Source organism: Pseudomonas sp. BJP69 (assembly GCF_007633355.1).
Taxonomy (GTDB): Bacteria; Pseudomonadota; Gammaproteobacteria; order Pseudomonadales; family Pseudomonadaceae; genus Aquipseudomonas; species Aquipseudomonas juntendi.
Genome location: NZ_CP041933.1, coordinates 343,871 through 356,793 on the forward strand (window position 1 = coordinate 343,871; position 12,923 = coordinate 356,793).

Genomic DNA, 12,923 nt, shown 5'->3' on the forward strand with positions numbered 1-12,923 from the left:
ATGCATGCCCGCTACTCAATATTGAATCTGATGCGGGTAGCTCGTTCGGATAAGTTCATGGGCTGGGCAGCGAGGATTCTATTTGCTGCCGCCACAAGTTTGGTTCTGTTTCTTTTATAGTGTTCCAGTGATTTTTTCCGCTCTTCGCTGGCGAGGGCTAACTTTTTGTGAAGTTCCTGACGATTCAGTGCGGGCTGTTCCGGCTTTCCCAGGGGATTTCCCGCGCCTTTCGAAGTGCTGGGGTTACTGCGAGTCACTTCATCTTTCAGTTTTTTTAACTGTTTATTTTTATTAGAGGCGATTTTGCGTAAAGCTGCAGTTTTTTCATCGTAGTGCCGGTACTCTAAAGTTCGGGTTGTATTGTTGGAGAACAAGCGCCTGAATATTTTGGATGCTCTATGGCCTGAAGTGTCCGTATAGTTTATGGGGTCGCCGGCGCAGTAGTTGTAAGTATTCAAGCCACCACTAGCAAAGGGACTAAAAGAGTCTGGGCTACAGAACTGCTGTAGTTGCGGACTGAACAGCCGATAGCTACCTAATAGGTAGCATAAAGTCCGCGGGTCACGCCACTGACCGTTAAAGGCCAATAGCACCGCGTCTTCCGTGGCATCCAGATGGCCGTAAGGTGAGTACGTCACGACTTTGTCTAGTACGCCCAAGACAGAATTGGCGCGATCGCTCGTCATTATCTTTGCCGCCTGCGCGCTTTCGAGTTGCGCCAAAGCTGTATCTTGCACGCGAACAATATGACGGTACCCGTGCGGAGATATCGTGGTGTTTAGATGACTATTTTGATAGAAGAGTAAAGAATTGTCATTTGACAATTCTTCCAAGCGCAGGCCGGTCGCTCCGTAAGCTGGTTCGGTTCTTTCGTTCGTTTTGTTCGACATGATATTCACCTAACAGTTGTCGGAGTGTTTGATGCTGCGCGAATCATTGCATAACCACAACTAGTAATTCTGCTAGGTTCTGTCTGAAAAAAGCCGTCGCCTACAGCGCAAGACACAAGCCAGCGAGACCATGGCGGCATAACTTTTTGCGAGCTTGTCAAAACGCGTGACGATTCGGCGGTCCTCTTTCAGCCAGCCAAACATACGCTCGATGATGTTGCGCTGTCGGTATTTGGGCCGGTCGAACAATCTGGGTAAGCCAGGCTTGGGCTTGCGCTTCATCGAGCGCAGCGGGATGACGGGTTACATTCGATATTGGTCGCAGTAGCGACGTAGCGTTTCGGTGTCGTAGCCCTTGTCGGCGAGCAGCCATTTGCAGCGTTTGCGCGGGCGGCCACGTTGGCTTGATGGAATTGGCAGCCCTGATGCCCCTGGCCGCAACCTCGGGGTTCGCCTTCAACCTCAGCGATGCTGCCAACGCTGTCTCCGCCATGCAACATCGGAAGCAGCAAGGCCAGGTGCAGGCGCCCGAGGCACAGGCCAATTTGCTCAATACCTTGCAGCGAATTGAAGTTTACCCCCGAACAGGCTCTCGGCGGGGTGGGAGCGATGTTGGGGTTGGCGCGTAACAACCTGAGTAGCGAGGGCTATGGGCAGTTGACCAAGGGCTTGCCCGGGTTGGACCTGCTTTCCGGGGCCAATGCGTCGGGTGGGTTGAATGGGCTGGGTGAACTGTTGGGCAAGGGCAGCGAAAGCCATTCGGTGTTGAGCAATGCACTGGGCAATGATGTGGAAAACCGTAGCGACATGGACACTGTATTCAACGCGCTGGGGATGGACACCAGGATGATCGGCCAGTTTGCCCCGCTGATCCTCCAGTACCTCGGTCAGCAGGGCATCGCCGGGTCACTGTTGCAGAACCTGGGAAGCCTGTGGGTCACACCGGCGCCTATCCAGGCACCTTCAGTGTGATTGCTGACACTGAAGGTTATTTGGCAACGCCACGCAGGCGCGCAATCAGTACTTTCTGCTCTTGAACAGCGTTGACCAGCAGTGTGCGCGTTTGCGGACCCAGTTCCTCGATTTTGGCGTGTCGCAGTAGGGGATTGATTTCCTCGAGTGTGAAGTGATTGGCCAGCAATCTTCGGGTATCGGCAACTTGGTGCGGTTTCACAAAACGGGTAATGTGGCGAGCTTTGACGGCTACCGAATCAACAGGTACCCCGGTAGATTGCTCTGACACTACGTCTGTGGGATGAACGCTGATCGCGTCGATGCCGGCGTGTTTTGGCGCTGTAAATTGAATCGGTGGGTTCTCGAAACGGGTAGCACGCCGCTGCAAGTGCTCACTGACTGGCGCGGTTTGAACCGGTTTTGCCATATTGCCACGTGTGTGAAAAAACCGACCATTCATGAAGAGTAGAGTATGGCCTGTGGGATCGGCATGGTTAACTGGATCGTCAGCGCAGAAGATGTAGGGATTCGTCCCTCCTGAGCCAAAAGGGCTAAAACTGTCAGGTGAGAAGAAACGCATGATAGTCGGGCTATAGAAACGATAGCCTTGGCCTAATACGTATCCATCAGTGACCCCATTGAGAAATTCACCCTTGAAGCCCAGTATGAGTGCCTGGCTTGCTTGATTTTGACGTTGCCCGTAAGGGCAATAGGTACGCAGAGTTACCGGCACAGGTTTTACCTCGCAAGACGTTGAGCCTGAGTCTTGGCCTTTCCGAAGCCATGAGCAACTAGCAGAATTCCCAGTACGTGCCGCTGGTTTTAGCTCATTTCAGGGGCACATATCAGGCGCTGCGAGCTCAGGCAATCAACTGCTTCAACGCGCCGGGATCCTTAAGATTGGTGCTGTATTTGGAGCGACCTTGTGTCGCGAAAGGGCTGCGCAGCGGCCCTGGAATTTCAGCTTTGCCTTGAAGATTGCCGGGGCCGCTGCGCGGCCCTTTCGCGACACAAGGCCGCTCCTACAAGCGACCGCGCAAGCCCGGGAAAGCGGAGTCAGGCTGTTTCTGTGAAGTCCACCAGGCGCACCGGGCGGCGGAAGCCGACGGTCAGGACGGCCAGGTAGGCAAGGCGCAGGGCAAACCCGCACAGGCCGATTACCAACGTCAGCGCCGACAGGCTGGCCCACAGCCACAGGGTCAGCGCCAAGCCCACCAGCGGCACCAGACCGGCGCACAGCAGGCCCTTGAGGTTCCGCTGCGCCCCGTCATCCACCAGGTAAGTCTTCACCATCGCCAGGTTCACCGCCGAGAACGCCACCAGCGCACCAAAGCTGGTCGGCGAGGCCAGGGTCGCCAGGTCGATGACCAACGCCAGCAGCGAAAACGCCGACACTAGAGCAATGGCGAACACTCTGGTGCCGACATGGTCCGCGGCCGCACCACTGCCAGTGGACCGGCGGCCAGGCGGAATACGTGCTGGTGCCCTATGCCGACTTCAACCTGCTGAAACTGCCCGAGCGCGACAAGGCCATGGAGAAGATCCGTGACCTGACTTGCCTGTCCGACATCCTGCCAACCGGCTACCACGGCGCCGTCACTGCCGGCGTAGGCCCAGGCAGCACCGTATATGTCGCTGGCGCCGGCCCGGTCGGCCTGGCCGCCGCTGCCTCGGCGCGCCTGCTGGGCGCCGCTTGCGTCATCGTCGGCGACCTCAACCCGGCCCGTCTGGCTCACGCTAAGTCGCAGGGCTTTGAGGTGGTCGACCTGTCCAAGGACACCCCGCTGCACGAGCAGATCGTCGATATCCTCGGCGAGCCGGAAGTGGACTGCGCCGTTGACGCCGTTGGCTTCGAGGCCCGCGGCCATGGCCATGAAGGTGCCAAGCACGAAGCCCCGGCCACCGTGCTGAACTCGCTGATGCAGGTTACCCGCGTAGCCGGCAACATCGGTATCCCGGGCCTGTACGTGACCGAAGACCCGGGCGCGGTGGACGCTGCCGCCAAGATCGGCGCGCTGAGCATCCGCTTCGGCCTGGGCTGGGCCAAGTCGCACAGCTTCCACACCGGCCAGACCCCGACCATGAAGTACAACCGCCAGTTGATGCAGGCGATCATGTGGGACCGCATCAACATTGCCGAAGTGGTGGGCGTGCAGGTGATCAACCTGGACCAGGCGCCGGAAGGGTACGGCGAGTTTGATGCCGGGGTGCCGAAGAAGTTTGTGATCGACCCGCACAAGATGTGGGGCGCGGCGTGATACCGTGATGTAGTGAAGAGCCCCTCATCACGAGGGGCTTTTTCTTGGGTGACTGGCTGAGCCTTGCACGGCAAGCACCGAGCCCATCTGATCGGTTGCCAGCGGGCCGCCGGCTTTGGTGTCGTCTGTACTCAGCTCTGCCAGCGGTTGTTCCGCATTACGTAAGATTGCGCGATGGTGAGCGCCTTTTTTCACTGTGACGAGCTTGTCGCCCTGGTAGAAGAACAGCGTACTGTTTGATGCTTTGCTCATTGTTCAAGTCCCTACCGTGCTGGATGAATGGAGGTCGCTTGAAACCCATTGTGAACAGCGGCAGGGATTTTGATACTGGCAGAACTACTAGTTTTACAGCCTCACACGAAACCTGTGGGAGCGGGCGTGCCCGCGAAGAGGCCAGCCCTGCCAACCCATCACTCAGCGCATCATCCCCAACTCAGCATCATCCATCAGCGCCTTGGCCAACGCGCTCAGGTAATGTGAAGCCCAGAGCAACTGCGGTTTGTTGTCCATCAGGCCGTCAATGGTCAAATCCCGCACATAGCCCATCAGTTCCGAGGCTTGCTCTCGTGCATCCTGGCAAGGGATGCCTGGGGCGATGCAGAACAACGCGTGGGTCTTGTTTTCGCCTTGGTAAAACATGGTTTTGCCAACGGTGGTATTGGGTTTGGTGTTTTCTGTTGTCATTGTTTATTCCCTTGAACTGAGCTGCGCCTGTTCCGGCCTCTTCGCGGGTGAACCCGCTCCCCCAGGTCAGGTTCGTCACAGGCGCAAAGCCGAGCGCAAAATCCCTGTGGGAGCGGCTTTAGCCGCGAAGAGGCCAGCTCAGGCAACGCAAGGCTTGAAGCCCTTAATGCAACGTCCGCGGCTCAGAAGGCAACTGGGCCTGGATCAAGGCTGCTTCAAGCAGCGCTCGCAACGCCTCGAGTTCATGCATCGTCGCCATGATCAGTACCGAGCCTGGCGACTTGGGCTGCAGCAGCACCGCCTGCTGCGCGACCGTTTGCGCGCACAGGGCGTACTCCGCGGCCTGGATGAGTGTGTCTTCTAGGGAATGGTAAGTGTGGGGTGGATCGGGGACGAACTTAAGCATGATGGAACACCTTAAATGGAGGCCATCACCATCTGCTGTCAAACAATTGGTGGCAGCGGTACATGGGTTGACAGACCGGTAGGTGAACCAAAACCCGGCGCACACAAAGTGCCCCATGCACAGCTGCCATAACAGCGAAGCCATGTGATTCATACCAAGGCGGCCTGTCAAAGCCGGTCGCTGATTTCGCAGCGACCGCCCGAGACTAGAGCCCAACCCAGATCATCGCAATGGCTTGTGCGACTCGGGACTGTAATTCAGAAACGTCCTACAGGTAAGTGGAAAAAACGGAATAGGTTGTCGAGATAGGCACGCTGCAATACTGGTGGGGCAGGGCCTAAATCAGTTTGGTTTTTGTTGCCCGGCGCCACGATGGGGCCCATGCAGTGCTGCCATAAAAGTGAACCATGTGAGTCACTGCCCCGTCGTTTTCATGTAGAAACTTAACAATTTTTATCAACGCCGGCGAGTCGAAATATTTTGTTCGGATACGTTGGTTCTGTAATTTTTGTCGTCATATGGGTCGTCACGAGTTCTTGTTGGACTGGCCCAGTTTCCTTCTTTTCTGGTATTGCCTTGTGGGGTATAGGCAGGTTTTGGGGCTGCGTCTAATGCTTGCTTGGCAGCTGTAAGGTGGGGGAATAGATACCTGTGGCCTTTGTCTTGATATTTGTTTACTCCTTCTGCCTTTCTTTCGCTTCTTTTATAAATTTTTTCAAGTTGTCTTGCGGTCTTGTTAATCGTAGGCTGTATTGGCTTTCCTCGGTTACGCCTTTCCTCAATTAAGTCGTTGAGGGATTCGGTTTTGTTTATTATTTCATTTTTTTTGTCTGCTATGATGCCAAGGCGTTGGTCTTTTTTTGTTTGGGTATTACGAAACCACGTTCTAGGCTTAAAGATAGACCACATGCCCGTTTCGTCTTTTCGATTCATGGGGTCATTCAGGCAGTACGTGAAAGCGTTTATCCCGCCTCTGCCAAATGGGCTTCCAGCATTGTCCGGGGCGATGAATCGTCCAATTTCAGTGCTGAATCCACGGTGTCCTTGGCCTAGAAGATAAAGGTGCATGTTTTCCAGCATGAACTCGCCGTTGTATCCTATAGCTGCGAATTCTGCTGGTAGTTTGTGGTTGTATCCAAAGGCGGTGTAGCTGTGATTGATTTGCATATCGTCAGGCGTTCTCACGATAAGCACTGAGCCCATTTCATCTGTTGCGAGAAGCTTGGTGCTGCTTGCTTCTTTTTCAGATAATTCAGCAAGCGGGAGCGCTTCAATTCGCAGCATTGAACGCTTTTGATCGTTTCCAATGACAGTCGTTAGTTTGCTGGTCTGGTAGAAATATTTGGCGATACCAGGACTGATTTTCATCGGCGTGCTCCCGTTTCTGCAGTAGGCCCCAAAAATGTATGAGGTGGGTACTGCGATTATCTTGAGTACTTTGAGCAATTGGCTACTGGCAGAAATATCAGGTGTGCGCCTGTCTGGGCTCGGAACAATCACTCAGATTTCCAGTCAAATCCGCTGTTTCCCAGGCCATGCCGGCCAACGAGGTCCCTCCCGATGAAAGTACTCACCCTGGCAACCCTGATGACCCTGGCCGCAAGCCCGGTGTTCGCCTTCAACCTCAGCGACGCCGCCAACGCCGTATCCGCCATGCAAAACCAGCAACAGCAAGGCCAGGTACAGGCGCCCCAGGCGCAGGCCGATTTGCTCAACACCCTGGGCAGCCAGTTGAACATCACCCCCGAGCAGGCCGTGGGCGGGGCGGGGGCGATGTTGGGTTTGGCACGCAACAGCCTGAGCAGCGAGGACTATGGCCAGCTGACCAAGGCGGTACCGGGCCTGGACCTGTTGTCGGGCGCCAATGCCCTGGGCGGGCTAAGTGGCTTGGGGGATTTGCTGGGCAGCAACAAGGGTAGCCAGTCGGCCTTGGACAAGGCATTGGGTAACGACGTGCAGAACCGTAGCGACCTGGACAATGCCTTCAAGGCCCTGGGCATGGATACCGGGATGATCGGGCAGTTCGCGCCGTTGTTGCTGCAGTACCTTGGGCAGCAGGGTATAGCCGGTTCGTTATTGCAGAACTTGGGGGCCTTGTGGGCGACTCCGGCGCCCGCAGCCACGCCGTCTGTATAAGCTTCGTACTACCAGCGGATCTCTTGCAGGCGTTTTTGAATTCGTTCTTTTTCATTCTGCACTTGTTTAACGGTGTTATTGAGCGAACTAAGTCGGCGTAGATATGCATAGATGAGGTTGTGGTTTTTATAGTTCAGCCGGGTGGTAGTAGCCCAAAGATGCTGGATGTCACTGTTCACTATTTCGTAGAGGCTGTGCAGGCGCTCCAGTCTGCTGGTAAGCATTGTCCGCTCGTGGTATCGCCCGTGGCGTTCATTCTTAAAGATGGTGTCAGTGGCAAAACTGACGTTTTTTTTCTTCTGACTGGTTTTGACCGCATTGGCTACGCGTTGCTGAGGGGGCTGGTTGGCGTTACTGACCTTCTGGTACCGGGTCTGTGAAACGGCCTTAAGCTGTGCTTTGCCTTTCCGCAGTAGCGCTGCACTCGGCGACTGCCCAGTGTCGTCCAGGTAGTTTATGGGATCATTAACGCAATACGCATAGGCATTGAGCCCCCCCTCGGAAAATGGGCTGCGGTCATCGGGCGCCTGAAAGCGCTGGAGTGCCGGGCTGTAGCAGCGGTATCCCTGGCCTAATACATACGTGCGGGAGCGCGCCTCATACTGCTCTCCATTGAAGCCAAGCATGGATGCCGGCCTTGCTTGATTTTGATAATGACCGTAGGGGCAATAGGCACGTAGAGCTACTGACACAGGCTTGGCCTCGCAAGACGGTAAGCTTGAGTCTTTAGTTTCCCGACGTCAGGTACAACTAGCAGAATTACTAGTACACGCAGTGAGCACCGACCCGGTCTGGACGGGCGGTGCGGCCCTTCGCGACTCAGGTCGCACCTACAAAACGCAAAGTTGCATTGCGGCAGGTCAGGCGGCTTCGCTGAAGTCCACCAGGCGCACCGGGCGGCGGAAGCCCGCGGTCAGTACCGCCAGGTAAGCCAGGCCCAAGGCAAACCAGCACAGCCCGATCACCAACGTCAGTGCCGACAGGCTGGTCCACAGCCACAGGGTCAGCGCCAGGCCCACCAGCGGCACCAGACCGTAGCACAGCAGCCCCTTGAAGTTGCGCTGCGCCCCGTCATCCATCAGGTGGGTCTTCACCACCGCCAGGTTCACCGCCGAAAACGCCACCAGTGCCCCAAAGCTGATCAGCGAGGCCAGGGTAGCCAGGTCGATCACCAACGCCAGCAGCGAAAACGCCGACACCAGCAAAATGGCGAACACCGGGGTACCGAACCGTGGCGACAGGTAACCGAAGCTGCGCCGCGGCAGCACGTTGTCACGGCCCATGGTGAACAGGATGCGCGACACTGCCGCCTGCGAGGCCAGCGCCGAGCCCAGGCTGCCGGCAACAAAAGCTGCGGTGAAGAAGTTGGCCAGGAACTGCCCACCCGCCTTGAACATCACCTCGTTGGCCGCCGCATCGGCATTGGCGAAGGTGGTGCCCGGCATGACCAGCTGGCTGACATAGGCCAGTACGGTGAACAGTACGCCAGCGAACAGGGTGGTGAGGATGATCGCCCGTGGCACGTCGCGGCGGGCATCGCGGCATTCTTCAGCCAGGGTCGAAACGGCATCGAAGCCGAGGAACGACAGGCACAACACCGCCGCACCGGCCATCAGCGCGCCAAAGCCTGGTTGTGAGCCGTCACCCAGCAGCGGCGACAGCAGGTCGAGCGGCTGGCCGGCCAGCGTTTGGCATGACAGCGCCACGAATACCACGATGAAGACGATCTGCGCGCCGACGATCAGGTTGCTGGTTTTGGCCACCGAATGGATGCCGACCACGTTGAGCACGGTGACCAGGGCGATCGAGGCCAGCGCGATGGACCACGCCGGGATGGCCGGGAAGGCGATATTGAGGAACAAGCCGATCAACAGGTAGTTGATCATCGGCAGGAACAGATAGTCGAGCAGCAACGACCAGCCCGCGAGGAAGCCGATGTTGGGGCCGAAAGCCATGTTGGTGTAGGAGTACGCCGAGCCTGCCACTGGGAAACGCTTGACCATGAAGCTGTAGGACGCGGCGGTGAACAGCATGGCCACCAAGGTAACCATGTAGGCGCTGGCGGTGCGGCCGCCGGTCAGCTCTGTCACGATGCCATAGGTGGTGAAGATGGTCAGCGGGACCATGTACACCAGGCCGAAGAACACCAGGGCCGGAAGGCCGAGAACACGGCGAAGCTGAGCGGAGTTGAAGCTGGGTGGGTTGGCCATCGATCGATCCAGAGCGTTTTTTTAGTTGTGCTTTGGTCGATTTTTATCCACTTAGGTGGGGGATGACAAAAAAGTAATCCTTATGTTGATTATTAGCCTGGGTTTTAATCGGATTGTTGGGCTACCTGAGCGGGCCGCGGGTGGCAGCGCAAGCTCGAAGGTAGCACCACCCTGTGAGGTGCGGGTTCACCCGCGAAGAGGCCCCATCAGGCGGTAAAGACCTCAGCCCATCTCCCCCCGCAGTTGCTCGATCCGCTGGTCCTTGTCCAACCACAACTGGTTCACCCAGGCCTGCACGGTCTGGCGGAATTCAGGATCGTTCTCGTAATCCCCCGCCCACAATCCAGGGTCCAGCTCACGCACCTGAATGTCGATAATCACCCGGCTAATGCTGCCATTGAGCAAATCCCAGAACCCCGGCGCCTTGTTGCCTGGGTACACGATGGTCACGTCCAGCAGCGCATCGAGCTGATCACCCAGCGCCGCCAGCACGAACGCCACGCCACCGGCTTTGGGCTTGAGCAGGTAACGGTATGGCGACTGTTGCGCCTGGCGCTTGGCGTCGCTGAAGCGCGTGCCTTCGAGGTAGTTGACCACGGTCACCGGCTGGCGCTTGAACAGCTCGCAGGCGGCCTTGGTGATCTCCAGGTCCTTGCCCTTCAGCTCGGGGTGCTTGGCCAGAAAGGCCTTGCTGTAGCGCTTCATGAACGGGTAATCCAGCCCCCACCAGGCCAGCCCCAGCAGCGGTACCCAGATCAGCTCTTTTTTCAGGAAGAACTTGAAGAACGGCGTGCGCCGGTTGAGGCTTTCGATCAGGGCCGGAATGTCCACCCAAGACTGGTGGTTGCTCACCGCCAGATAGGAAGTGTCCTTGCGCAGGTTCTCGACGCCGCGGATGTCCCACTGGGTGGGGATGCACAGGGCAAAGATGGCCTTGTCGATTTCCGACCAGGTTTCGGCCACCCACATCACCGCCCACGAGGCATAGTCACGGCCACGGCCCGGCAACACCAGTTTGAGCAGGGCGAAGACCAGCAGTGGGCAGATCAGCACCAAGGTGTTGAGCAGCAGCAGGGTGGTCGTAAGAATGCCGGTAAGCAGGCGACGCATAAGGAAACTCTTGTTGTATGAAGTTGGCAGGGCGCAATGATAAGCAGCGCCGGGGCCTACGCCAAATGTCCAATGCCCGGCGGCAGGAACAAATGTTTCACAACATGTTGGATAACCTTGTGACAACGAACCTATCCTGCCAGTGCAGTCTAAGCACTGACCTCTTTGAAGGAAGCCTGCCTGTGAAACCTTTGCTTGCCCTGTTGTCGTTGTTGTCACTGCCGGTAATGGCCGCCGACCCTACCCTCTACGGCCGCTACGAGAACATCGCCCTGCCCGAGCTGGGCGAAACGTTGAAAGCCAAGATGGATACCGGCGCCTTTACCGCCTCGCTGTCGGCCAAGGATATCGAGTTGTTCACCCGCGATGGCGATGATTGGGTGCGCTTTCGCCTGGCGACCAAGGACGCCGATGGCAAAGTTTACGAGCACAAGGTCTCGCGTATCAGCAAGATCAAAGGGCGGGCCGATGAGGAAGACGAAGGGGATACGCCGGAAGTTTCCAAGCGCCCGGTGGTCGACCTGCAGTTGTGCCTGGGTGACGTGAAACGCACTGTTGAAGTGAACCTGGTGGACCGCAGCAACTTCAACTACCCGCTGTTGATTGGCTCCAAGGCGCTGCGCGAGTTCAAGGCGGCGGTCAACCCGGCGAAGAAATTTACTGCTGGCAAGCCAGACTGCTGATACGTAGCTTGAGGAAGGGCAAACAGGTCGGGCGCTGATTGGGTCAGGATTGGGCAGTTGTTTCCTGTGGGACCCCGGTGAGGCATTCGCGGGCATGCCCGCTCCCACAGGTACTGCACAGCTCTCGAATACTGTGATGTCCCTGTGGGAGCGGGCGTGCCCGCGAAGAGGCCCTTCAGGCCTGCGGAGAAGTGGCGACCATCGACGGCCGCTTGCTCACCTCGGCATACCACGCGGCCAGCCCGGGCTGGTGCTCGCGCCAGCCGAACTCGGGCTGACGCAGGTCCAGATACCCCAGCGCACAGGCCACGCCAATCGCTGCCAGGTCGAACCCGGACATCAGCTCAGGCAAATGCTCCTGCTCCAGGTTGGCCAGGCTACGGCGAATCTTGTCGCCCTGCGCCTGCAGCCAACCGTCCCAGCGCTTGTCTTCAGGCCGCAGGAAGCTTTCATAACGGCACGATACCGCTGCATCCAGGATCGCATCGGCCTGCGACACCAGCGTCAGGCGCCGCCAGCGTGCTGAGCCTTCGCGTGGCAGCAGCGGCAAGCCGACGTGCTGCTGGTCCAGGTACTCGCAGATCACCCGGCTGTCGTGCAGCACGGTGCCGTCCTCCAGGCGCAGCGCCGGGATCTTGCCGATCGGGTTGTCCTGGTTCAGCTGCGGGTCGCCGCTCACCGGGCTGATGTTGACCGGCTGCAGTTGCACCCGCTGCAACTGGCCGGTTTCGTGCAGCACAACCATCACCTTGCGCACGAACGGCGACAAGGGCGAGTGGAACAGCGTCATCGTGCTCATGCTTCAGTTACCTTGCAGGCTGGGTGGCAGGCACACGCCGGTGCCGCCGATGCCGCAGTAGCCGTCCGGGTTCTTGGCCAGGTACTGCTGGTGGTAGGCCTCGGCGAAGTACACCGTCGGTGCCTGGTCGATTTCGGTGGTGATTTCGCCGAACCCGGCCTTGTTCAGCTCGGCCTGGAAGGCGTCACGGCTGGCCTTGGCCTGTTCCAGCTGTTCCGGGCTGGTGCAGTAGATGGCCGAGCGGTATTGGGTGCCGACATCGTTACCCTGGCGCATGCCCTGGGTCGGGTTGTGCAGCTCCCAGAACATCGCCAGCAGTTCGCGGTAGCTGACCTTGTCCTTGTCGAACACCACCAGCACCACTTCGGTGTGGCCGGTCAGGCCCGAGCAAACCTCTTCGTAAGTTGGGTTCGGGGTGAAGCCGCCGGCATAGCCCACCACGGTGCTGACCACACCTTCGCGCTGCCAGAAGCGGCGCTCTGCGCCCCAGAAGCAGCCTAGGCCGAAGATGGCGAAGTCGATGCTGCCTTCGAAGAACGGGCCGAGCAGTGGGGTGTCCTTGAAGACGTAGTGGAACTCGGGCAGGCTCATTGGCGTTTCGCGGCCAGGCAGGGCCTGTTCCGCGGTAGGCATGACGTTTTTGTTCACCAGGATTTCCGAACGCAGGACCATGGCCGTTCCTCTGTGTTTAATCAGTTGGATAGGTGTTGGGGCTTTCGCGGGCATGCCCGTTCCCACAGGATCTGAACGTTGTGGGGAGCCTGTGGGAGCGGGCGTGCCCGTGAAGGGGCCC

Annotated in this window: 13 protein-coding genes and 4 pseudogenes; 4 read left to right on the plus strand and 13 right to left on the minus strand. The window is 58.0% G+C overall.

Annotated elements, in window-relative coordinates; translation table 11 throughout:
- Positions 1 to 11 precede the first annotated feature (11 nt).
- Positions 12 to 890: an RHS repeat-associated core domain-containing protein gene (locus FPB55_RS01595; RefSeq protein ID WP_144187408.1), complete on the minus strand. Its 879-nt coding sequence runs from the start codon at positions 888 to 890 to the stop codon at positions 12 to 14.
- 72 nt (positions 891 to 962) lie between these two features.
- Positions 963 to 1,286: pseudogene (locus FPB55_RS01600) on the minus strand (transposase); the annotation flags it as partial.
- Positions 1,287 to 1,297: 11 nt separating this feature from the next.
- Here FPB55_RS01600 and FPB55_RS01605 point away from each other — a divergent pair.
- Positions 1,298 to 1,862 (plus strand): annotated as a pseudogene (locus tag FPB55_RS01605) (DUF2780 domain-containing protein).
- A 16-nt stretch (positions 1,863 to 1,878) separates the two neighbouring features.
- Here FPB55_RS01605 and FPB55_RS01610 read toward each other — a convergent pair.
- Both FPB55_RS01610 and FPB55_RS01615 read right to left on the minus strand, forming a co-directional pair.
- The gene (locus FPB55_RS01610; protein WP_144187410.1) at positions 1,879 to 2,577 is read right to left on the minus strand and encodes an RHS repeat-associated core domain-containing protein; all 699 of its coding nucleotides are present in this window, start codon (positions 2,575 to 2,577) and stop codon (positions 1,879 to 1,881) included.
- A gap of 323 nt (positions 2,578 to 2,900) precedes the next feature.
- Positions 2,901 to 3,266, minus strand: a pseudogene (locus tag FPB55_RS01615) (Putrescine importer PuuP); the annotation flags it as partial.
- Between the two features lie 35 nt (positions 3,267 to 3,301).
- On the opposite strand from FPB55_RS01615, the pseudogene FPB55_RS01620 reads away from it, so the two are divergent.
- Positions 3,302 to 4,102: pseudogene (locus FPB55_RS01620) on the plus strand (zinc-binding dehydrogenase); the annotation flags it as partial.
- 27 nt (positions 4,103 to 4,129) lie between these two features.
- Here the strand turns inward: FPB55_RS01620 and FPB55_RS01625 are convergent.
- The 4 genes from FPB55_RS01625 to FPB55_RS01640 all read right to left on the minus strand — a co-directional run bounded on the left by FPB55_RS01625 (position 4,130) and on the right by FPB55_RS01640 (position 6,560).
- Entirely contained in the window at positions 4,130 to 4,354 is a 225-nt protein-coding gene (locus tag FPB55_RS01625) for a hypothetical protein (protein ID WP_009682552.1), read from the minus strand.
- A 162-nt stretch (positions 4,355 to 4,516) separates the two neighbouring features.
- Complete coding sequence (locus tag FPB55_RS01630; protein ID WP_051095432.1) at positions 4,517 to 4,786, minus strand: DUF3077 domain-containing protein; 270 nt, start codon at positions 4,784 to 4,786, stop codon at positions 4,517 to 4,519.
- A 163-nt stretch (positions 4,787 to 4,949) separates the two neighbouring features.
- Entirely contained in the window at positions 4,950 to 5,192 is a 243-nt protein-coding gene (locus FPB55_RS01635) for a hypothetical protein (protein ID WP_144187412.1), read from the minus strand.
- A 456-nt stretch (positions 5,193 to 5,648) separates the two neighbouring features.
- A complete protein-coding gene (locus FPB55_RS01640) occupies positions 5,649 to 6,560 on the minus strand; it encodes an RHS repeat-associated core domain-containing protein (RefSeq protein WP_132476700.1) in 912 nt (303 codons plus the stop codon).
- Positions 6,561 to 6,752: 192 nt separating this feature from the next.
- On the opposite strand from FPB55_RS01640, the gene FPB55_RS01645 reads away from it, so the two are divergent.
- Positions 6,753 to 7,328, plus strand: a complete 576-nt coding sequence (locus FPB55_RS01645) for a DUF2780 domain-containing protein (RefSeq protein WP_009682548.1) — start codon at positions 6,753 to 6,755, stop codon at positions 7,326 to 7,328.
- Positions 7,329 to 7,336: 8 nt separating this feature from the next.
- Here the strand turns inward: FPB55_RS01645 and FPB55_RS01650 are convergent, their stop codons facing one another.
- The 3 genes from FPB55_RS01650 to FPB55_RS01660 all read right to left on the minus strand — a co-directional run bounded on the left by FPB55_RS01650 (position 7,337) and on the right by FPB55_RS01660 (position 10,648).
- Complete coding sequence (locus FPB55_RS01650) at positions 7,337 to 8,020, minus strand: RHS repeat-associated core domain-containing protein (RefSeq protein WP_255751563.1); 684 nt, start codon at positions 8,018 to 8,020, stop codon at positions 7,337 to 7,339.
- Positions 8,021 to 8,188: 168 nt separating this feature from the next.
- Positions 8,189 to 9,538, minus strand: a complete 1,350-nt coding sequence (locus FPB55_RS01655; protein WP_009682546.1) for an APC family permease — start codon at positions 9,536 to 9,538, stop codon at positions 8,189 to 8,191.
- A gap of 222 nt (positions 9,539 to 9,760) precedes the next feature.
- Complete coding sequence (locus FPB55_RS01660; RefSeq protein ID WP_009682545.1) at positions 9,761 to 10,648, minus strand: acyltransferase; 888 nt, start codon at positions 10,646 to 10,648, stop codon at positions 9,761 to 9,763.
- Between the two features lie 182 nt (positions 10,649 to 10,830).
- On the opposite strand from FPB55_RS01660, the gene FPB55_RS01665 reads away from it, so the two are divergent.
- Positions 10,831 to 11,331, plus strand: a complete 501-nt coding sequence (locus FPB55_RS01665) for an ATP-dependent zinc protease (protein WP_144187414.1) — start codon at positions 10,831 to 10,833, stop codon at positions 11,329 to 11,331.
- 175 nt (positions 11,332 to 11,506) lie between these two features.
- Here FPB55_RS01665 and FPB55_RS01670 read toward each other — a convergent pair whose 3' ends face one another.
- The gene (locus tag FPB55_RS01670) at positions 11,507 to 12,130 is read right to left on the minus strand and encodes a glutathione S-transferase (RefSeq protein ID WP_115293276.1); all 624 of its coding nucleotides are present in this window, start codon (positions 12,128 to 12,130) and stop codon (positions 11,507 to 11,509) included.
- Between the two features lie 3 nt (positions 12,131 to 12,133).
- Positions 12,134 to 12,802 carry a peptide-methionine (S)-S-oxide reductase MsrA gene (gene msrA / locus FPB55_RS01675; protein ID WP_029885041.1) on the minus strand — a complete coding sequence of 223 codons (669 nt, stop codon included), beginning with the start codon at positions 12,800 to 12,802 and terminating at the stop codon, positions 12,134 to 12,136.
- Between the last annotated feature and the right edge of the window lie 121 nt (positions 12,803 to 12,923).